21 protein-coding genes and 1 pseudogene are annotated in these 20,539 nt (G+C 41.1%); 11 read left to right on the forward strand and 11 right to left on the reverse strand.

All coding sequences use genetic code 11. The annotated features are described in order from the left end of the window. Positions 1-111 precede the first annotated feature (111 nt). Positions 112-285 carry a hypothetical protein gene (locus tag H6G73_RS13550; RefSeq protein ID WP_242034195.1) on the forward strand — a complete coding sequence of 58 codons (174 nt, stop codon included), beginning with the start codon at positions 112-114 and terminating at the stop codon, positions 283-285. Between the two features lie 36 nt (positions 286-321). On the opposite strand, the gene H6G73_RS13555 is transcribed toward H6G73_RS13550, so the two are convergent. Then, the gene (locus H6G73_RS13555; RefSeq protein ID WP_190605249.1) at positions 322-1,212 is read right to left on the reverse strand and encodes an AAA family ATPase; all 891 of its coding nucleotides are present in this window, start codon (positions 1,210-1,212) and stop codon (positions 322-324) included. A 511-nt stretch (positions 1,213-1,723) separates the two neighbouring features. On the opposite strand from H6G73_RS13555, the gene nifJ reads away from it, so the two are divergent. After that, a complete protein-coding gene (gene nifJ, locus H6G73_RS13560) occupies positions 1,724-5,293 on the forward strand; it encodes a pyruvate:ferredoxin (flavodoxin) oxidoreductase (protein ID WP_190605251.1) in 3,570 nt (1,189 codons plus the stop codon). A gap of 72 nt (positions 5,294-5,365) precedes the next feature. Here nifJ and H6G73_RS13565 read toward each other — a convergent pair whose 3' ends face one another. Further along, on the reverse strand, positions 5,366-5,683 hold the full coding sequence (locus tag H6G73_RS13565) for a type II toxin-antitoxin system RelE/ParE family toxin (RefSeq protein WP_190605253.1): 318 nt from the start codon (positions 5,681-5,683) through the stop codon (positions 5,366-5,368). A 3-nt stretch (positions 5,684-5,686) separates the two neighbouring features. Further along, positions 5,687-5,938 carry a type II toxin-antitoxin system ParD family antitoxin gene (locus H6G73_RS13570; RefSeq protein WP_190605255.1) on the reverse strand — a complete coding sequence of 84 codons (252 nt, stop codon included), beginning with the start codon at positions 5,936-5,938 and terminating at the stop codon, positions 5,687-5,689. 34 nt (positions 5,939-5,972) lie between these two features. Between H6G73_RS13570 and H6G73_RS24840 the strand changes: the two genes are divergently transcribed. Beyond that, a complete protein-coding gene (locus H6G73_RS24840; RefSeq protein ID WP_256443772.1) occupies positions 5,973-6,098 on the forward strand; it encodes a hypothetical protein in 126 nt (41 codons plus the stop codon). Positions 6,099-6,217: 119 nt separating this feature from the next. On the opposite strand, the gene hpsU is transcribed toward H6G73_RS24840, so the two are convergent. From hpsU to H6G73_RS13590, 4 genes are all read right to left on the reverse strand, one after another. After that, entirely contained in the window at positions 6,218-6,805 is a 588-nt protein-coding gene (hpsU, locus tag H6G73_RS13575; protein ID WP_190605257.1) for a hormogonium polysaccharide biosynthesis acetyltransferase HpsU, read from the reverse strand. 40 nt (positions 6,806-6,845) lie between these two features. Further along, positions 6,846-7,784, reverse strand: a complete 939-nt coding sequence (locus H6G73_RS13580) for a glycosyltransferase family 2 protein (protein ID WP_190605259.1) — start codon at positions 7,782-7,784, stop codon at positions 6,846-6,848. A gap of 9 nt (positions 7,785-7,793) precedes the next feature. Then, positions 7,794-8,729 (reverse strand): glycosyltransferase family 2 protein, encoded by a 936-nt coding sequence (locus H6G73_RS13585; protein WP_190605262.1) that lies wholly within the window; start codon positions 8,727-8,729, stop codon positions 7,794-7,796. A 169-nt stretch (positions 8,730-8,898) separates the two neighbouring features. Further along, complete coding sequence (locus tag H6G73_RS13590; RefSeq protein ID WP_190605264.1) at positions 8,899-9,693, reverse strand: hypothetical protein; 795 nt, start codon at positions 9,691-9,693, stop codon at positions 8,899-8,901. Positions 9,694-9,924: 231 nt separating this feature from the next. On the opposite strand from H6G73_RS13590, the gene cobU reads away from it, so the two are divergent. The 6 genes and pseudogenes from cobU to H6G73_RS13625 all read left to right on the forward strand — a co-directional run bounded on the left by cobU (position 9,925) and on the right by H6G73_RS13625 (position 15,088). Further along, positions 9,925-10,473, forward strand: coding sequence for a bifunctional adenosylcobinamide kinase/adenosylcobinamide-phosphate guanylyltransferase (gene cobU / locus H6G73_RS13595; protein WP_190605266.1), 549 nt, complete (start codon positions 9,925-9,927; stop codon positions 10,471-10,473). A gap of 56 nt (positions 10,474-10,529) precedes the next feature. Next, positions 10,530-10,976 (forward strand): hypothetical protein, encoded by a 447-nt coding sequence (locus H6G73_RS13600; protein WP_190605268.1) that lies wholly within the window; start codon positions 10,530-10,532, stop codon positions 10,974-10,976. A gap of 145 nt (positions 10,977-11,121) precedes the next feature. Then, positions 11,122-11,583: pseudogene (locus tag H6G73_RS25215) on the forward strand (IS4 family transposase); the annotation flags it as partial. A 469-nt stretch (positions 11,584-12,052) separates the two neighbouring features. After that, positions 12,053-13,426, forward strand: a complete 1,374-nt coding sequence (locus H6G73_RS13615) for a S8 family peptidase (RefSeq protein ID WP_190605274.1) — start codon at positions 12,053-12,055, stop codon at positions 13,424-13,426. A gap of 148 nt (positions 13,427-13,574) precedes the next feature. Next, on the forward strand, positions 13,575-13,814 hold the full coding sequence (locus H6G73_RS13620) for a ketohydroxyglutarate aldolase (RefSeq protein WP_190605276.1): 240 nt from the start codon (positions 13,575-13,577) through the stop codon (positions 13,812-13,814). Positions 13,815-14,050: 236 nt separating this feature from the next. Continuing rightward, positions 14,051-15,088: a hypothetical protein gene (locus H6G73_RS13625; protein ID WP_190605278.1), complete on the forward strand. Its 1,038-nt coding sequence runs from the start codon at positions 14,051-14,053 to the stop codon at positions 15,086-15,088. Positions 15,089-15,312: 224 nt separating this feature from the next. Here the strand turns inward: H6G73_RS13625 and H6G73_RS13630 are convergent, their stop codons facing one another. The 4 genes from H6G73_RS13630 to H6G73_RS13645 form a co-directional block, all read right to left on the reverse strand. Then, positions 15,313-17,667, reverse strand: coding sequence for an arylsulfatase (locus tag H6G73_RS13630; protein ID WP_190605280.1), 2,355 nt, complete (start codon positions 17,665-17,667; stop codon positions 15,313-15,315). 76 nt (positions 17,668-17,743) lie between these two features. Continuing rightward, positions 17,744-18,181 carry a YidH family protein gene (locus H6G73_RS13635; RefSeq protein ID WP_190605281.1) on the reverse strand — a complete coding sequence of 146 codons (438 nt, stop codon included), beginning with the start codon at positions 18,179-18,181 and terminating at the stop codon, positions 17,744-17,746. Then, on the reverse strand, positions 18,178-19,056 hold the full coding sequence (locus tag H6G73_RS13640; RefSeq protein ID WP_190605284.1) for a bile acid:sodium symporter family protein: 879 nt from the start codon (positions 19,054-19,056) through the stop codon (positions 18,178-18,180). The genes H6G73_RS13635 and H6G73_RS13640 overlap by 4 nt, the downstream gene beginning before the upstream one ends. 177 nt (positions 19,057-19,233) lie before the next feature. Further along, on the reverse strand, positions 19,234-19,527 hold the full coding sequence (locus H6G73_RS13645; RefSeq protein WP_190605286.1) for a hypothetical protein: 294 nt from the start codon (positions 19,525-19,527) through the stop codon (positions 19,234-19,236). Positions 19,528-19,711: 184 nt separating this feature from the next. On the opposite strand from H6G73_RS13645, the gene H6G73_RS13650 reads away from it, so the two are divergent. Together H6G73_RS13650 and H6G73_RS13655 are read left to right on the forward strand one after the other, a co-directional pair. Beyond that, positions 19,712-19,966 (forward strand): CTB family bacteriocin, encoded by a 255-nt coding sequence (locus H6G73_RS13650; RefSeq protein ID WP_190605289.1) that lies wholly within the window; start codon positions 19,712-19,714, stop codon positions 19,964-19,966. Positions 19,967-20,098: 132 nt separating this feature from the next. Beyond that, positions 20,099-20,431 (forward strand): hypothetical protein, encoded by a 333-nt coding sequence (locus H6G73_RS13655; protein WP_206756234.1) that lies wholly within the window; start codon positions 20,099-20,101, stop codon positions 20,429-20,431. Positions 20,432-20,539: the final 108 nt, after the last annotated feature.

Consider the following 20,539-nt stretch of genomic DNA (forward strand, 5'->3'; position numbering starts at 1 on the left):
AATAGAAATTGATGCAAGGTGTGAAAGTCCACAGTATAACCAGTAAATGACTGCTGTGAAAGCTATTTTCTGTAACAATTCACAACTATTAACAGTGGACGTGATCAATATATGGCAACAAATTGGTATGGAATGATGGAATTTAAGCGCCATTTATATTTAGAAGCTAAAGCCATTGAAGTATGGTTATGCAATGAACTAGGTGAAATAAAATTCTATAATCAATACGGTGAATTAGCACAATCTTTATTAGTGCCTGATTTTCCTCAGCAAATTAAACGTTAGAAGTAAATAAATTGACATTGATTAGGTTTAATATATTTAAACTATATCCTCACTGTTAATAGACATCATCATGTCTTTGCTTACGTTTTCCAGATTCACTAATCGATTAGCTTGCCTTTCAATCGTTTGCTCAAAAATATTTCTTACAAGTCTACCATTGCCAAAGCTTTTATCTTTTTGAGAATATAATTTTGTGAATTTTTCTAATAATTTATTCCTCCCTTCTTCAGTTATTCTAAAATGCTGCTGTTCACATATTTTTTCAAAAATTTTTAGTAACTCTAAGGGTTGATAGTCTTCAAAATAAAAATATTTATTGAATCTTGATTGTAATCCAGGATTAGCATTGATAAACCGTGACATTTCCTCACTATAGCCAGCAACAATTACAATTAACCTATCCCGGTAATCTTCCATTCTTTTCAATAAAGTATCTATTGCTTCTTGTCCAAAATCTCTTCCCGACCCTTCCGGTGCTAAAGCATAAGCTTCATCAATAAATAAAACTCCATCTAATGCTGACTCAACTAGTTGGTCTACCTTAATTGCCGTTTGTCCAATATACCCTGCAACTAAACCTGATCTATCTGTTTCAATTAAATGTCCTTGTGCAAGAATACCTAATTCCTTATATATTTTCCCCATCAAACGTGCCACTGTTGTTTTACCAGTTCCAGGAGATCCACAAAAGACAGAATGCAGTGAAATATTCACTGGATTGAGACCCTGTGCCTGACGCATCTTTTGTATCTTCAAGAAATTAATCAGGTTATTTACTTCATTTTTAACATTATCTATTCCCACAAGATTGTTTAATTCTTGCATCACATTTTCTAGATTCTCAGATGGAAAACCCTGTCTAGATTGGTTCAATTCTCTTTTCAGTTGTTGCAGTTCAGCTTCTATTTCTAAATCTCGATAATTCATAGTTTATAGAGTTGGGTAAATATGAGAAATAATAGTATTTTATTATAGGAATTACGCAGAAAATACGGAATAATAAAACCACGAAGAAACGAAGTACGCGAAGAAATAAGAGTTTCAAAGGTATTTTGCATATGTCCTGTATTATACTTGAATACTGTAAAAACTCCAAATTCATTGGTAAACAAATACTCTGGCTAACTCTCCACTACAAAACACCTGCACCTATACCCCATCATCCGTTAAAAAAATCCCCAAAGCTTTATCTATCACACATTTTCAATTTTGAGTACATTATTAATATTCAAGACATAGAATATCTAGGCAACGATAAAATCTAAAAGATTGGCTAGAAGTTGTAATAATTCACCATTCATAAGCCGCAATTCATAAAAATGTAAAAAATATCACAAATTAACTTCCTGATTCTAGCTATTTCAATTCTTCACTTCATACTTGCTCTACATACAGTTTAAATAACCAACCAAAAGCAGTTGAGACAGGAAGTAGAATAATGAACAAATCCTTTGCCACTATAGATGGTAATGAAGCTGTTGCCCGTGTAGCCTATAAATTAAATGAGGTTATCGCCATTTATCCGATTACCCCATCTTCAAATATGGGTGAATGGGCTGATGCTTGGATGGCAGAAAATAAGCCTAATTTATGGGGAACAATTCCCAGTGTCACCCAAATGCAAAGTGAAGGTGGTGCGGCTGCTGCTGTACATGGGGCATTACAAACGGGGGCTTTAAGTACAACTTTTACTGCTTCCCAAGGCTTGTTATTAATGATTCCCAATTTGTATAAAATAGCAGGGGAATTAACAAGTTTTGTGATTCATGTTTCTGCCCGGTCTTTAGCGACTCACGCTTTATCTATTTTCGGTGATCATAGCGATGTGATGGCAGCGAGGGCGACTGGTTTCGCTTTACTATGTTCTGCTTCTGTACAGGAAAGTCAAGATTTTGCCCTCATTTCTCAAGCTGCAACTTTAGAAACCAGAGTGCCATTTATGCACTTCTTTGATGGGTTTAGAACTTCCCATGAAGTGCAAAAAGTTAAATTATTATCAGATGAAGATTTGCGGGTTCTCATTCCCCAAGAATTAATCTCTGCCCATCGTACCCGTTGTCTGACTCCAGATAGACCAGTTTTACGGGGAACTGCCCAAAACCCTGATGTTTACTTCCAATCTCGCGAAGGTGCAAACCCCTATTATGATGCTTGTGCGGAAATTGTCCAACGCATTATGGACAAATTTGGGGAACGGACAGGACGATATTACAAATTATATGAATATCATGGCGCACCAGATGCAGACCGAGTAATTGTCCTCATGGGTTCTGGTTGTGAAACTGTCCATGAAGCTGTAGATTATCTGAATAGTCAAGGGGAAAAAGTTGGGGTTTTAAAAGTGCGACTTTATCGACCCTTTGATGTGGGAAGATTTGTAGAGGCTTTACCTAATAGTGTTAAATCTATTGCGGTTTTAGATAGAACCAAAGAACCAGGCAGCGCAGGAGAACCGTTATATTTAGATGTGGTGACAGCTATTCACGAAAGCTGGAAAAAAACCACATTCCCCAAAATTATTGGTGGTCGATATGGTCTTTCTTCCAAAGAATTTACCCCGGCAATGGTCAAGGGTATTTTTGATCATCTTACCCAAAATGTCACCAAGAATCACTTTACTATTGGGATTAATGATGATGTGAGTTTCACATCTTTGAATTTCGACCCGAATTTCTCCACCGAACCTGACCATGTGGTGCGGGCCATGTTCTATGGTTTGGGTTCTGATGGTACTGTGGGGGCAAATAAGAATTCTATCAAGATTATTGGGGAAGGTACAGAAAATTACGCCCAAGGGTATTTTGTCTACGACTCGAAAAAGTCGGGTTCGATGACAGTTTCCCATTTGCGTTTTGGCCCTCAATTGATTCGTTCGACTTACCTCATCGACCAAGCCAATTTTATCGGTTGTCATCATTGGGGTTTCATCGAAAGAATCGATATTTTAAAAGCTGCTGCACCTGGGGCAACTTTACTGTTAAATAGTCCCTATGAAGCGGAGACAGTTTGGCAACATTTACCCCTCAAGGTCAAACAGCAAATAATTGATAAAAACCTGAAAGTCTACGCTATTAATGCTACTCAGGTAGCCAAAAATAGCGGCATGGGTAGACGCATCAATACTATCATGCAGGTGTGTTTCTTTGCTTTGGCTGGGGTGTTGCCACAGGAGCAAGCGATCGCTAAAATCAAACAAGCCATTGAAAAAACCTACGGTAAAAAAGGTGCAGAAGTCGTCCGCATGAACCTACAAGCGGTAGACAACACCTTAGACAACCTGCACGAAATCGAAATTCCTCTCGTAGAAACAGGTAAATTGTTAGATGTAGAGACCTTTCATGAAATATCTCTACCCAAAGGCGCACCGGATTTTGTCGAGAATATTCTTGGTAAAATCATGTTGTGGGAAGGTGATGATTTACCTGTCAGTGCTTTACCTGCGGATGGAACTTTCCCCATTGGTACTGCGAAATGGGAAAAACGCAACGTTGCCGAAGAAATACCCGTTTGGGATGAAAATGTCTGCGTTCAGTGTGGCAAGTGCGTGATGGTATGTCCCCATGCAAGTATCCGCGCTAAGGCATATCCTGGGGAAATGTTAACCAATGCACCTGCAACCTTTAAGTCTACTAACACCAAAGACAAAGACTTTGCTAACCAGAAGTTTACTATTCAAGTGGCACCGGAAGACTGTACAGGTTGCAGTATTTGCGTGAATGTATGTCCAGCGAAAAATAAAGCTGAACCCACACGCAAAGCTATTAATATGAGTCCCCAGTTACCCATCAGAGAACAAGAACGGGAAAATTGGGATTTCTTCTTAAGTTTACCCAACCCAGACCGGAGAAAGCTGAAATTAAACCAAATTCGGCAACAACAACTGCAAGAACCGTTGTTTGAATTTTCCGGTGCTTGTGCTGGCTGTGGAGAAACACCATATCTTAAATTACTAACACAATTATTTGGCGATCGCTCCCTCATTGCCAACGCTACCGGTTGTTCTTCCATCTACGGTGGCAATTTACCTACCACACCTTGGAGTCAAAACAGCGACGGAAGAGGCCCAGCATGGTCTAATAGTTTATTTGAAGATAACGCCGAATTTGGTTTTGGTTATCGTCTTTCCCTGGATAAACAAACTGAATTTGCCGCGGAACTTCTCCAACAATTCAGCAGTGAATTAGGGGATAACTTAGTCACCGATATCCTGAAAGCTGAACAAAAAACCGAAGCTGATATTTGGGAACAACGGGAAAGAGTGGCAACCGTCAAACAAAAGTTAGATCAACTTCTGGCAACTACATCGGAACCCAACCAAAAATCAAAAATTGAAAATCTCCAATCTCTCGCAGATTATTTAGTCAAGAAAAGCGTTTGGATAGTTGGTGGTGACGGTTGGGCTTATGACATTGACTTTGATGGGATTGACCATGTTTTAGCCAGTGGTAAAAACGTCAATATCTTAGTCATGGACACCGAAGTTTATTCTAACACAGGCGGTCAATCTTCCAAAGCTACACCTAAAGCCGCCGTTGCCAAATTTGCTGCGAGTGGTAAACCTGCACCGAAGAAAGACCTGGGTTTAATTGCTATGACCTACGGTAACGTATATGTAGCCAGTGTGGCATTAGGTGCGCGAGATGAACACACCCTGAAAGCATTTTTGGAAGCCGAAGCCTTTGATGGCCCATCCTTAATTATCGCCTACAGCCATTGCATTGCTCACGGTATCGACATGACCACCGGTTTAAATCAACAGAAAGCCTTGGTAGACTCAGGACGCTGGTTACTGTATCGCTATAACCCGGTACTACAGCAGCAGGGTAAGAATCCCCTACAATTGGATATGAAAGCACCTTCCGAGTCCGTCGAGAAGTCAATGTATCAAGAAAACCGCTTCAAGATGTTGACCAAGAGTAAACCGGAAATTGCTAAACAGTTGTTAGAACAAGCCCAAGCGGAAGTAAATGCCCGTTGGGAAATGTATCAATACTTAGCGAATAGGTAAGATTTCAGTAGGTTGGGTTGACGCAAGGAAACCCAACATTCCCAATATCAAGTGGAACTTACCCAATTAATATTATTCTTCTGCTAATATCTGTGAAATATCCCGTGCAGCATGAATTAATCGGACAATTTCAATATAGTCATCCCCTGGCAAATAAAAAATTAAATGCTTGTCAAAACCTTTAATTGCCCACTTTCGCAAACCCAATAGACGGGGATTACTAATATCATAAACACTACCAATACTCGGTAGTTTAGCGATTTGTGAAAAAGTCTGTCTCGTAGCATCAAAAAAACTCAATGCTGCATCAAGATTACTCTGGGCAATATAAGCAAACTGCTCATCCAGATCAGCACTAGCCTTTGGTCTAATTATAATTCGCCTAGTCATTAACTATGATTTGCGAATTTTGTCGATAAGTTGGGAGCGTTTTTGTTCCCACCATTCATCCGTAATTTCTATTGCTTCACCGCTATCTAATCCTTCCAATAATAACTTTTCTATTCTTGATTTTTGGACTCTTTCTAAGTCTTGACGAATTAAGTGTCTAATGTATTCGCTGGTTGTACTATAACCGCCTTTTTCAACCTGTTCATTGATAAAGTCCCGCATAGAATCGGGAAGAGAAATATTTACTGTAGTCATAGCTAATAGTTTTTATTTTTCTCATTATTCTATTATGGCAAATATTGTCAATTTTTGTCAAAATTCAGCAAACGGATGGCTGGTGAGGATGCTGGAAATGTCCCAAGACCGTAGACGATCGCTTGGTGAGGATGTAGAGAGGTGCGATCGCTCAAAGTAGTATAATTATAGCAATGGACAGAACGGTTAGGACATTAACTAACACTAAAACCGAGATAGCCAAAGGCTTCTAGCACTGTCACCTGTCACCTGTTAACTGTCACCTGCTATAAAATGCAGCTATTCTTCCTTCAATCTGGGATGATGGGGGTGACAAGGGCTTCCCCAACACACTTGACCGCTAGGCATATCTTTAAAAACGCTACTTCTGGCCCCAATTACGGCATTGGCACCAATTTTGACACCTGGGCCGATAAAACAATCAGCTGCAACCCACGCACCATTACCAATGGTGATGCTTGCGGTTTTTAAACCAAAAGCAGGGTCGTGCATATCATGGCTACCAGTACACAGATAGCTTTTTTGGGAGATGACGCAGTGTTCACCAATATCTATGTCATCAAGGCTATATAAAACTACATCATCACCAATCCAACTGTAATCACCAATAGAAATTTTCCAAGGATAAGTGCAACGGGCTGTTGGTCTGATGAAAACATTTTTTCCCACTTTTGCCCCAAATAAACGTAGAATGATGCACCGCAGATGATTAAAATTGTGGGGTGTGAGAGGAAAAGCGATCGCTTGCACGAACCACCAGAGTAAAATATACCAACCAGGACGACCACGATCAAACCAGGATTGATCGTATTTACTTAAATCAACAAAGGGTTTATCGTTGGTGTCTGGTGCTTGGTAATTGGTCATTGGTGATGGGCAAAGCTGAGATGATTGGCAGTGAGATTATTTAAGTTGCTGTTTGTTGAATTTCTGTTTGCAGAGATGGTTGGTCAGTGGTTTTAACAACATTTAACTGTCCACCACAATCACGCAATTCGTAAAGTTTTACGCCAATTTGATATTCATATTGACTCAACAGGCGACCATAAATATATCCAGCTTTGCCATCTAAAAAACCACGCTGAATGATATAGAAGATGATAAAGCGTAAGAATGGTTTAAAGGGGAAGTATTTGACCCATACTTTTTTCAGGAATCGTTTGCGCTGGACTGCATCACCAAAAAAGTTTGCGCCGATTGTGCCGTTTTCGTCTTTACCTACAAGTAAGTTGTAATATACTCTTGCTTCCCAATTAGAGTAGCGATTATGCCTTTCTAACCAATGATAAATGTTGCGAAAGTCTTCATGGAGCATATCATTTTTGAGATATGCTACTTTACCATCTAGTAATACATGTTCATGTACTTCGTTATCTCCTGTATTGGGGATATCTTCTGTACTTAAGTTTTCGTAGCGTCCTTTTTGATGTTTAAATAAGCGCAAATTCCAATCGGGATACTTACCACCATGGCGTATCCATTTACCGAGGAAAAATACACGCCGATTTAAATAATAACCATTATATTCTTGGTTTTGAATAGCTTGAGCTATTTCTGCCCATAATTCTGGGGTAATTCGTTCGTCACAATCAACTATTAATACCCATTCGTTACGAAATGGTAAGTTTTCCAGTGACCAATTTTTCTTTTTTGGCCAACCATTCACAAAGTTGAATTGCACAACTTTTGCACCGTAACTTTCTGCAATTTCTTGACTTCTATCGGTGCTTTGAGAGTCTACTACGAAAATTTCATCTGCTGGTTGCAAACTAGCAAGACAAGCAGGTAAATTTGCTTCTTCGTTTTTGGCTGGAATCAGTACGGAAATAGGTATTTTTGAGGACATAATTAATCTTTACTCTTTGTTTTTTGCTGGAAATAACAGCCCTTGAATAGCAGCATTGAGGTATCCAATTTGTCCATAGGCATAGACTAGTTTATCAAAGCGTTCTGCGGGATTTGTGATGTTTTGTAAAGATTTATATAAGCCACGGATAAATTTTTCGCTACCGCGGCCAATTTGCCTGATGCCTGCTTTTCCTGCCAATTGTTCGCGATAACATTCACTGATACCTTGCCACCATCCTCTATTTAAAAACCAAGAGGGTTTAAGCCTTTCTGGGGAAACATTATGAGCAACTAGGGCTTGGGGAAGATAAACTACTTGCCAACCGCGTTGCAGGGCAAATTCTGTCATTTGTAGTTCTTCATTGGAAAGGAGGTTTTTACCCACTCGTCCTAAATGGGGGTCAAAACCGCCAATTGATGTTAAAAAGCTGCGGCAAATGGAGTAATTTAAGCCTCTGGGGGTTAAGCCTGGTTGTTGAATATAGTGGATTTCGTCTCCTAAATCGTAAGCCCCTAAATTCCCAGCTAGTCCAGTGGATAGCCATTGAGGTGGTTGGGTGTTGGGAGGCCAAAGCAGGGTAACTTTGCCACCAGCGATCGCTATTTTCGGGTTATCTTGATAGGCACGATACAATACTTGCAACCATTGGGGGCTAGCTACGGCATCATCATCTAAGTAAGCGAGAATTTCGGCTTGCGCGAATTTTGCCCCTGTATTTCGCGCCACAGAGAGGCCAATGGTGGGTTCAAATACATACTTGAGTCGGGGATCTGTCTCTCGTTGAGCGACGACTTCGCGAGTGCGATCGCTTGATCCATTATCCACCACCACGACTTCAAAGTTACCAGTAAAATCCTGTGCTAATAAACTATCAATCGCTGCACCTAAATAGGCATCTCGATTGTAAGTACAGATAATGGCAGAGATTTGGATATCTGACATGAGTAGGGATTGTAGTTTTTGAATCAGGATTTCTGGGTTAATTTCCGGTCTGGAAAACTAGCAAATTTTTAGATAAAAACTATTTTTACATGCTCTTGCTAGTGTTTCCAGCATATATCAAATATTACAGCTTTATCAACAGCATTGGTACAAAAAGTTTTCCGTAGCTTTAGATTTGCTGAATATGGCTATGTAATACTACTAGTGTTTCTGATAATTGATGCAACTTATTTTCTAAGTATTGCTGCTTGGCTAAGAGTTGGCGTAATCTTTGATAACGAGCGATCGCTACACTGATATTTGGTACTTGTTCTGGGGGGCAAGGACGTGACCAGACTTGACCTGCATCGTCTACACCACAGAGACGATAACCAGTCTTGATTGATGAAGGGTTGTTTTGGGAAGCAGTAGCACAAATTTCTTCCACAAAATTCATTAATTGGTCAACTTCTGCATGACGGAGAGTTGCTGTTCCTTTCTGCGGTTCTACCTCTTGAACATTCGATTCTAACCAACCATTAATAATCGGCCCTTCCAAATAAATATCTTGAATTTGTTTTAAGATTTTTTGCAGTTCTCTTTGCCAACCAGCTACAACTTCTTGAATTTCTTGCAACATATTCATAGCTAATGCTGGGTTGGCAGCATGGCGATGATTACTGAAACTAGGGCTTTTAAACTTAGGCAGACTAGGGGCTTTGCCTCCAGTTTCTTGGGCTGGAAAGGTTTCTACAGAAGGATGATGAGGAAATAGATCCTGTTCTGTTGCGCGATGTCTATTTTCATCCCCCAAGTCTGGGCCGTCTTCATTGCTAGGGGATTTCATGCCAGAGGTCTCGGTGGCGTTAACACTAATTCTAAAAGAAAAAGAGCGTTTTGTTGGCTCTCCTGAATCTGCGGCAGTTGTATGGCGAGTTCCTAAATCGTGTAGAGTTGCCTCGATGCGTTTTAAGCCTGCTTTCATAAAGCTATCCTAAAGTTTATGCCGTTGGAGTTCAATAGATTGCAGAAATCTTTGATTGATAAAGCTAATTATTAAAAATTTTTGTTGTTGTCTAAGAGGAATCATAACTTATGAAAGGCTAATATTATCCTCGTCCATCAGAAAATCCTCAATCTAACGGTAAGTATTTAGGAATAAAAAGTAGAAAAAACAACATTACTGCCACAATTGACAAATTTTATCTTTATGTAGATGAATAAAATGATTTTAGTCACGGGGCCAGCCCGGTCTGGTAAAAGTGAATGGGCGGAAACCTTGGCCATGGAGTCAGGTCAACCTGTTGTTTATATTGCCACAGCTACAGAAAATCCCCATGATCCAGAATGGCAGCAACGCATTCTCCTCCATCAACAACGTCGTCCTCAAGATTGGATCACCCTCAGTGTACCAGAAGAACTGACTGCGGCTGTGATGACTGCTAACCATGATACCTGCCTGCTAATTGATTCCTTGGGAACTTGGGTAGCTAATCTTTTATCGCAAGATGATGAGATGTGGCAACAGACCACAGCCGAGTTTTTGGAAAAAGTACAATTGATAGCTGCCCAAATCATCTTTGTGGGGGAAGAAACTGGTTGGGGAGTAGTTCCAGCATATCCTGTAGGGCGACAATTTCGCGATCGCTTGGGTTCCCTCATCCGTCAGTTAGGCCCCATTTGTGACACAGTTTACTTAGTGACTGGTGGATATGTCCTCAATCTGAGTATTTTAGGTTCACCCTTACCAAAACCAAAGTCTTAATTGAAACTTAAAGATTGAGTGGCTGTAATTACTAAATTAAAATCTAAAATTGAGCTATGGCAACTAAACAAGAAGTAAAAAAATATCTTGCTCACTGGTTTCAATTAGGGAAAAAAGTTATATTCATCAAGGGCAATTACAGCATATTACCGCAACCAGTGTTAAGGGGAGAGACCTATAGTCCAGAATTTGAAGACTGCTGGCAAAAAATTCTCAAATCTGAAATCAGCGACTGTTATTTAGAAGGCACTCAAGAAACTATAGCCGACTTACTCACACCAACCTGGGAAATACTACCTTGTGGACGCTGTGCAATGCCAGTACCTCTAAGATCCTTAGGAATGCCCTCGTTGTTATGCCCTTGCTATAGTTTAGATTCCTGGCCTAACACTGACCTGCCAGCACCTAGATGTCCTGTCAATAACCAAGACCAATTAAAACAGATTCACAGCCGACTGTTAAACACCAGTTCTGTTTCTGTTTATTGTCCATCAGAAAACTGAGGCTACAACTACAAAATCTTGGCTCATTCATCCACTGACAGTTTTAATCTCCAATGTTTAAACTTTTAGCCCCCTCTTACCAACCGAGTAAGGGGGGTTCAGTTTTATAGCAGATGACAGTTCTAAAAGCCTTTGGGAATACAATTTTGCTCATCTCAAGGTGGGTGAATCTCAGGTCTTATCTACTCGTCGTTGGGTCTGGGGTCGTTTAGTTTATGTGGCTGGTTTACGTCTTGATGATGGCAAGTTATTAATTGTTATTTCTGATGATTCTTCACAAACTATGATTGCTGACTATGGCCATCGTTGGGGCATTGAAACTTTGTTTGGCATGTTCAAAACTCATGGTTTTTGCCTCTAATCTACCCATTTTCTAGAGCATAAGCGCTTGAGTAAGCTGTTAGCTTTACTGTCATTAGCTATGTGCTGGGCTATCAAAACTGGAGAGTGGTTACATCAATCTCTTCCTATCAAAATCAAGAAACATGGTCATCCATCTCAAAGTATTTTTCGTTATGGTTTAGATTATCTGCTTTCTCTTGTTACTGATTTAGACTTCAAGCATAGTGAGTTTTTTCTTCCTCTACAATTTTTGTCCTGTACTTAGCTCTGTAGTAGTCATTATAAGATTAATAAATCAATATCCACCTGAAGTAAGAGGTTCAAATTCTATTAATCCATGACAATTTGAAGTTAAAAGTTGAAATGCTTTTGCATTCGTTTTTGAGCAATTTGAATGCGAGCAAAGTCACTAATTTTTCATGGCAAAATATTAGTGCTGATTCCATTGTGTTTTTCTGGTAAATCTTGCTAATTAAGCTAAGTCTATGCTCAGTCTATTACTTACTAGACTTTTTTCAAGCATATTGACAGGCTCAAGCTATTTCAAGCCAGAGTGAAAAGGTAAAGATTAGCCATCACCTCATAAGGAATTTTTGCTTAGAAATCTCAAATGCTTATTGGCTTTTTCTCATCTTAAAAAATAGAGATTTACCCTAGACCTCTCAGTAGTTGGGACAGTATTTTTGCCCTTTGCGCTCAAATAAGTTGCTAGAGAATGATAAGGGAAGAAAATTATGATTAGTTCTCTCTCATCAATTAATGGGTTGGAGACAACAGGAAGGTACTTAGTATTATTGCGTGAGAATGCAATCGATTCAGGAATCCGCACACTGCGTGATTACACTGGAAACAGGAGAGTCGCTAGAGCAGCCGACTTTGAGAAAAATGCTCTTACCGCAGAGCAGCTAGAGCAAACAGACACCACAATCTTTGATAATTTGGGTGTTGCTGTTTGTACTCTAGACCCAGAACAGTTGCAGTCACTCCATGAGGCGAGTGATGAAAGTAGCCCAATTGCCCTCATTGAAGCTGAAAGAGTTGTTTACGCTTTAAACGCCCAAGGATTGGGGGGTCTCGTCGAACAAATAACCCCCAGAACTACTACCAGTCCAGCAATGGAATATCTCAAAGGCTACCGGGATGCTGTCGATAGACTGGTGGATCATTTAGTACCCACTAATGGTGTTCAAAGAATGTTGCCCTCGCCCGGTATCCAGGTGCTTGACGAAACAACTGCAACATGGGGACTGCAAATCACAAAAGTCGTAAATTCCAAATTTAGTGGACGTGGAATTAAAGTTGCAGTTCTCGATACGGGTTTTGACTTAACGCACCCTGACTTTGCCGGTAGGAGAATGATCGGCAAATCGTTCATACCTAACCAAGAGGTACAAGATAGAAACGGGCATGGAACTCACTGTATTGGTACGGCGTGTGGACCTCTTTCCCCGGTTATTCCCCCACGTTATGGCATTGGTTACGAAACAGAAATTTTTGTGGGCAAAGTGTTAAGCAATCAGGGAAGTGGGACAGATAGCCAAATTTTAGCAGGCATTGAGTGGGCGATCGCCAATGGCTGCCAAATTATCTCGATGTCATTGGGAGCGCGTGTATCACTTGGACAACCGTACTCAGGGTTGTTTGAGGTTGTTGCAGATCGTGCGCTGCGGAATGGAACGTTAATTATCGCTGCTGCTGGTAACGAAAGTCAGCGTCATTTAGGCATAGTTGAGCCAGTTGGACACCCAGCTAACTGCCCCTCAATTATGGCTGTAGGTGCCATTGACTCCCAACTACAAGTTGCTTGGTTTTCTAATGCTGGGCTGAATGCAAATGGTGGTCAGGTCGATATTGTCGCTCCAGGGGCTGAACCAGGGACAGTAGGAGGTTCGAGAATCGATGTTCATTCAAGCTACTTGATGCCAACGAGGTATAGAAGATTGGCAGGCACAAGTATGGCTACACCCCATGTTGCTGGCATAGCTGCTCTGTATGCTGAGGCTACAGGGGCTACTGGCCGTGTTCTCTGGAACCGAATTACTCAAAATGCTCTCAGACTGCCTCTACCTTCAGTAGATGTTGGTGCTGGACTTGTTCAAGCTCCTTAGAATATTTTTTCTCTTTTCTAATCTTAAGACTGTGCTTCAACCATCCTTAGATTATACCTTGGGATGGTTGAGTAGCCATTTTTGCAATATCGGCTCAGCTGATAATCATTACAGGTTTCACTCCAGAAAGCGGTGGAGAATTGTTGATATGTCAAATGTTAATTTATCAATTGCAGTTGATGAAAACTACCTAAATCAGATCCAAGAAGTAGCTCAAAACTTACAGTCTGCTGGAATGAATGTTGAACAGATGTTGGACAATCTGGGAATTATAACTGGCTCATGTGATTCTGAAAAAGTGGAGTCTCTATCTCAAGTTGAAGGAGTTTCTCATGTCGAACTCTCACGGGAATATCAATTACCTTCACCAGAATCTGATCTTCAATAGGTTTGCCCAATTTTCGATAAAAATCCATCTTGTTCAGGCTTATTCAGTGGTGTAATTAATAATTAATTTCACTCTAATCAATCCACATAAATACTATCAAATTAGCATACACATAAAGGTTGAATTTTCGATGATTTTCATTTTTTTATCAGTGTAAATAATACGAAAATTACACTAGATAGAAACTCGCAATAATTGATAAAAATCCTATTTATAACATAAAAAAGTAAAAATTTATGCCATTTCCACAACAAGAAAACCAAGCTCGTAATGGTTCGATTTTAGAGCAGCAGAAACAAGCACTACCAGAGGTATCTTCACCTCTCACAATAGCCAAAAGTGTTTCAGAAAATCAACGGCTTCTAATTGAAGCTTACCTAAAGCTATTAGACATGGTTGCAGCCTCCCAAGAATCAACAAGAGTAGTGGCAAGCATAACTAAAAACCGTTATCTTGTCTATGTGCATGGAATTAGCCAGCATCAATATGGATATTCCAACAGTTGGTGGCAAGCATTACAACCTTATATTGGGAAAGTTTTCGAGGATGGCAACCTTGGTGATACCCGCCAAGAAGTATTGTGGAGTGATTTAGTTAATTCATCCACTGCTCTAGATATCGTTGATACTAGACAAAAGGAGCAATTAAAGCGAGAGATTCTAGCAATATTAGAAGATAGACAGCGACAAGAGATAGCCGTAAAAACTGGTGGTGGTCGCCAAGTATTTCTAGCAATGCAGACTCGTGTTATAGAACCTAGTGCAATTTTGGGAATTGATGACTTTCTCATTTATATGTTGAGCAGTGAAATGCGCCAACAAATCATCAATCGCTTTACTGATACTGTAAAACCGCTCCTGGGCAATAACAATCAAATCGACATCATTTCTCACAGTTGGGGTACGGTAGTTGCCTACGAAGGGTTACGAGAACTTGAAGCTGAAAAATTTTTACAGGGACAAGTCTCGAATTTCTTTACTGTGGGCAGTGCATTATCTATTGGGCCAGTACGCACCTCTTTGCGCCCAGAAAATCAGGATGGTCGTCGTCCCTCTATGGTGAATAAATGGATTAACCTTGATGCACAAGGAGATTTGGTAGGTGGGATGTTAGGAGATATGTTCGAGATTACTCAGGAAAACCTCGGACTTCAGCCAGCAGGTTGTCTACTAGAGTTGTTTGGCTATAGGTTATCTTGCGCTCATGGTTCCTATTTTGTTAAGGAAAATACAACTGTCAACCGAGATATCTTTGCTCACTGCATTCTGGAATAATTGCTAGAGTCTACCCGAAGTTCGGAAAGAAAGTATAAGAAATTTATTGCCACCAACCGAAGAAGCCTAGCCTTCATATGGACTGGATTTTAGCTGAATCTACTTAAACCGAACTCAGGCTAAATACTTCGCCAACGGTATGTTTGCTACTTTTACCCCTAAAAACCAATGTGGGATATCTCTATTGCACGGTCGGGGCTGTAAAAGAATGTTTAATCTTGTTGCTACTGTCGTGCCATTATGGCACGCATTTCGGCTTCACGGTCTTGAATCAAATCTCCACTAACATCCACTATCACGCTATGAATCTTGCCCGTAAACTTGAATGGTGGTTCATAATCAGTTGTTACAGGCGCACCAGGGGCTATCCCACAGGTTACACCACTGGTCAGACCTAGTGCTAAAGGAGTAGTCACAGGGACATCAGCTTGCCCAACTAATTTCCCATCAATATAAAGTCGGGCGTGACCTGGCGATCCTTTCCCCTTCGCTAAATCTGGCTGACCCGTCACTTCAAACTCAAAACTCAACTTGTGCCGACCCTCCAAGACTAATGACTCAGACTCGACATGATAGAGCGATCGCCCTACATAATTATGAACCCAGTGCAGTTTAGCATCTTTGACATAAAAGGAGTAGCCACTATCATTACCCCCATGAGCAAGTAATACTCCTTGTGCGCCACCTCTGGGGATTTCTACATCTGCTGTAATACTGTGGGAACGATTGAGCAACTTGACTGCACTATTGGCGGGAATCGCCTGAGTATCAGGATAGTAAGTATAGCGGCTACGATTCACAGCAATCTGAGGACGTTCTTCAGTCAATCTTTGCACGCCCCTGCTATCCACAGGCAAAACATTGTATTTACCCGCCTCTACATACCAAGTGGCAATCATCTCAATTAGCTTAGGGCGATTTTCCGCTGCAATGTTGTGATTTTCGGCAAAATCCTCAGCAACGTGATACAGTTCCCAATGATGAGTATCCAAGTCTGTCAAAGTTTGGTCCGAGATTGGCGCACCAAAAAACTGACCTGCTTCTGTAAATGAGGGGCCAGGCCAAGGACAAACCGCCCGCCAACCATCATGGTAAAGAGAGCGATGTCCCATCATCTCAAAATATTGCCTCAGGTGCTGAGTGGGTGCGTTTTGATTATTAAAAGTATGGGCAAAGCTGACACCTTCAATAGGGGATTGGGTGACACCCCTAATAGTTGTTGGTGGTTCGATTTCTAATAATTCAAGTACCGTTGGTACTAAGTCAATGGCGTGGGCATACTGAGTACGGATTTCACCTTTTGCCTCAATACCTTGAGTCCAATGGACTATCAACGGGTCGCTGATACCACCTCGATAAGTTTCCCTTTTCCAGCGACGAAAAGGGGTATTACCCGCCCAAGTCCAGCCCCAAGCATAATGATTGAAGGTTTCTGGGCTACCCAGTTTATCTAATGCTTTGAGGTTTTCTTCTAAAGACTCTGGCACATTGTTAAAAAATAGATTTTCATTAACTGAACCAGTCGGCCCACCTTCAGAACTTGCCCCATTGTCTGAGATGACCATAATTAGAGTATTATCGAACTCACCAATAGTTTTGAGGAAATCGAGTAAGCGGCCGATGTGGTAGTCAGTATGGGTGAGAAATCCCGCAAAGACTTCCATCATCCGGGCATAAAGCCGTTTTTCTGCGGCTGAGAGAGTATCCCAGTGGGGAACGTCGGGATCATGGCGGGAGAGTTCAGCATCGGCGGGGACGATTCCCATTTCCTGCTGACGAGCAAAAACCTTTTCCCTGTATGCCTCCCAGCCATCATCAAACTGTCCGGCGTAGGCATCAGCCCATTCTTTCGGCACATGGTGAGGAGCGTGCATCGCCCCAGGACAGAAATACATGAAAAAGGGTTTATTTGGGGCAACCTGCTTGGCATCAGCAATAAAGCTAATTGCTTTGTCTGCCAAGTCTTCGGTCAAATGGTAGCCTTCTGCGGGGGTCTTTTCTGGCTTAACGGTGTGGTTATCATAAACCAAATCTGGATAATATTGGTGGGTTTCTCCACCGAGAAAACCATAAAAACGTTCAAAACCGCGTCCAAGAGGCCATCGGTCATAGGGTCCAGCCGCAGATAGCTGGTCTGAGGGGGTTAAATGCCATTTCCCAATCGCATAGGTGTTATAACCCTTCTGTAGTAATATCTCCGAGAGAAACCCATTCTCAAAAGGAATATTCCCATTACTACCTGGATAACCAGTAGAACCTTCTGTAATGCAGGCCATGGCGTTGGAATGGTGATTGCGCCCAGTTAGAAGGCAAGAGCGAGTGGGTGAACACAACGCCGTCGTGTGTAAATTATTATAGCGCAAGCCATTGGCAGCTAATGCGTCTAAGTTGGGTGTGTTGATGGGACTGCCGTAGCACCCAAATTGCCCAAAGCCCGTATCATCAAAGACGATAAATAGGACGTTTGGTGTATTTTCTTTTGCCCGCAATGGTTCTGGCCAAGCTGGACTGGATTTATCAACTGTCCGTCCGATGACTCCGGGGAAAGTAGTTCCGGGTTTGTATTCACGCAGAGACATAAATCTGACCTCTTGAGAATATGTAATTTTTAACAAAAACCCAGAAATTCTATATCTTCTTTAGGAGGGGGGTAATTTAAAAATTCATTGCCCGAATTACTACGCCAAGAAAACTAACTAAGCCAATCACTAGCAAAGCCACCCCAACAATTTCCGCACTGTGAGATGTTTCGTAAGTATAGCGATCGCTTTGGATTTGTTTGAGTAGTTGACGATGTTCCCTCAACCCTAAAACCATTCCCAACATTCCCGTACCAATAAAAGACAGTCCCACAATTACTGAAAATCTGACTGGGTTAAGTTTATGACTAAGGTGAGTATTTTCAATCGTCCTCACGATGGTGGGGATACCAAAGCCGAAACCAATCAACGAGAGACAGGTGCGTATCCAAGCCATTAAGGTGCGGTCTGCTGCCGCTCGGCTGCGGTATTTAGCCAGTTCGGTACGATCTGCTGCTAAATCATTGGTAGAAGGCTGCTCAGGTGTTTCTGAGTTGACGGATGGCTGACTCATAAAGGGTTTCCAGCTAATCTGCGCTTATTCCAGATGGAGTAGGGAACACCTACAAAGGCTCCCAAAATTAAGTAAGCCACCAGCGTCGGCATCACCTGCTGCTCTACATGATTCAAAATGGCGATAAACAAAGCTAAACCAAAATTGCGAGCCACACAGAAAATCGCTAAGGTAGAACGGCTATCATCATCGAGTCTGCCTAAAGCGTGTCCAATTCCTAGAGAGGCAACTACCATAATGGCGAACTGCTTGCAGCAGCGCTTCGCTATCGCTTCGAGTGGTAGTACCCAAAGCTTGAAAAACAGTGGTAGCCCTAAGATACACGCTAAAATAACCAGCCCCAAAAAGAGACCATCAGCAATAAAAGTTAAGGGTTGGGCGATATTTTGAGCGAATGTAGGAGCAAACTTTTGCATTAAAAGACCGAGACTGACAGGCAATATCTGCACCATTATGACTTGTCGGGCAACTTCTAAAATTGCCACTTTTTGCGATATATCCGTAAATAAGATGGCAAAAATCGCCAAGGTGAGGGGAGTAAGAAAAACCGCAAGTATTGCTAGGGTAAGCTGAAGACTTGCTGCATAGCCTAAGCTGCCTCCAGCCATTTGCGAGCGCTTTGTGCTTAGAGGCGCACCTGGAGAAGCTGCCAATAAAGCTAATCCGATCATCACTTCTGGCGGTAAGTTAAACAATTTCAGCAGAAGAATAACTACTAGAGGGACAAGCAGCGACACGGCTAGAAACGCACGGAATACTAAGGCAGGTTTTCGCCAGAAGGAGAGCATCTTTTCAAAAGAGAGGTTGCTCCCTATGGCTAACATCAGAAAAAAAATAGTGACTTTAACAAGAATCAGTAGTAAAGGATGGTGCATGGCTTTCAGATAGTTGATACTGAACCTGGTCGAAAGCAGTTGGTGGGTGAGCGATCACTTCCTAAGCCACCACTATCATTTGATTATCATTCTCATTAAATAACTGCAAAATAAGCTAATTGGCATTTAAATTGCAACGTAGTCACTATTTGCTTTGTTTTTATCTGACGATGCCACTTAATGACTAACTAGCTCGCCCTGATTCAATACTTTATTTAGTAAAGATGTCAATTCATCTACTGATGGGAATAGCCTTTGGAATTTGATATCAATCTCGCACATCTCCAGCAATTCCCAACCCAAATGAGGGTAGCTACCGAGAGGGTTATTTTGAAGTGGGTTCTCCATAAAAAGTACCGAAGAACCACAATTTTTAGCTTTAGTTAATGTCCTAACTGCTTCGTCTACAGCTATACATCTACTATTTACTCCCAAAGCATACTTTTGCCCCAGCATCAGCCAAATTGGCATGAATTTTTCGGTAATTTGATCGGCTGAATAGGGAAATATATTCTTCTCTAGCTGGCAATTAAGTTTGCAGAAATCGTAAATGAACGACTGATTTGATTCCGATATCTTGGATATCAAGCGCAGGGTTGAGCCGTAAATACAGCAAAACACTCTCCGCAGTCTTTAAATCAAGGGACATTCTACTATGTTAGATCAATTGTTTACACAAGTATCTCTGGAAGAACAAGCAGTAGTTGCTGGTGGAAAAGCAAGCGCTGTTAACTTGACTGGATACGTTCAAAATATTGAAGGTCTCTGGTCAGGTACAACCTCTGGTCCTAATGGCAGTTCTAGCCAATCTTACGGTTTCAGTGATAAAAGATTAACCTTCAGTTTGGCTAATCTTACCCTTGGTGCTACTCTTGGTATTCCCAAGTTTAGACTACCTCTAATTCCGTAATTGATCCATTGATTAATTACTGCAATTAGTCTAATCAAAATATTTGGTGTGTAGTCCAACAAAATACAGTTAGGGACTATACACCTGAATGTTGTGGCGAATCTAGTAGTTGCTAAAAATAGAGTTTGTATCGTGGTTCATCTGCAACACCAAACAACTGTAAACTCCAACTTGTTTAAAACATTATCTACACAAGAACAGGAGTCAGTATCAGGAGGTAATTTCGCCAGTTTAGGATTACCTAGCATCGTCTATATGTTTTATCAACAAACAAATATAGACACCAGAGGTAGCAGTGCCATCAATATCAATCAAGGCAATTTTAATGGTTCTGCTCTTAATCAAACAGAATATCACTTCGCTCAAACTACCTTTGTTTTAGCCATGTTTTTCGGGAGCGATAGTAGGCGACAAAATAGCGGCAGAAGAGGTGGCAACTTCTTGACTAGGATTTTAGGTTTGTAGTTAATCAATGTTTTGACATGGCAATTAGCATATACCAAGTTTTACTTTCACCAGACACTAACAATCAGATTAGATTTATTTCTATATTTCCATTTTTTATTTGCTATA

Origin of the sequence: Richelia sinica FACHB-800, from assembly GCF_014698825.1 — a bacterium.
Taxonomy (GTDB): Bacteria; Cyanobacteriota; Cyanobacteriia; order Cyanobacteriales; family Nostocaceae; genus FACHB-800.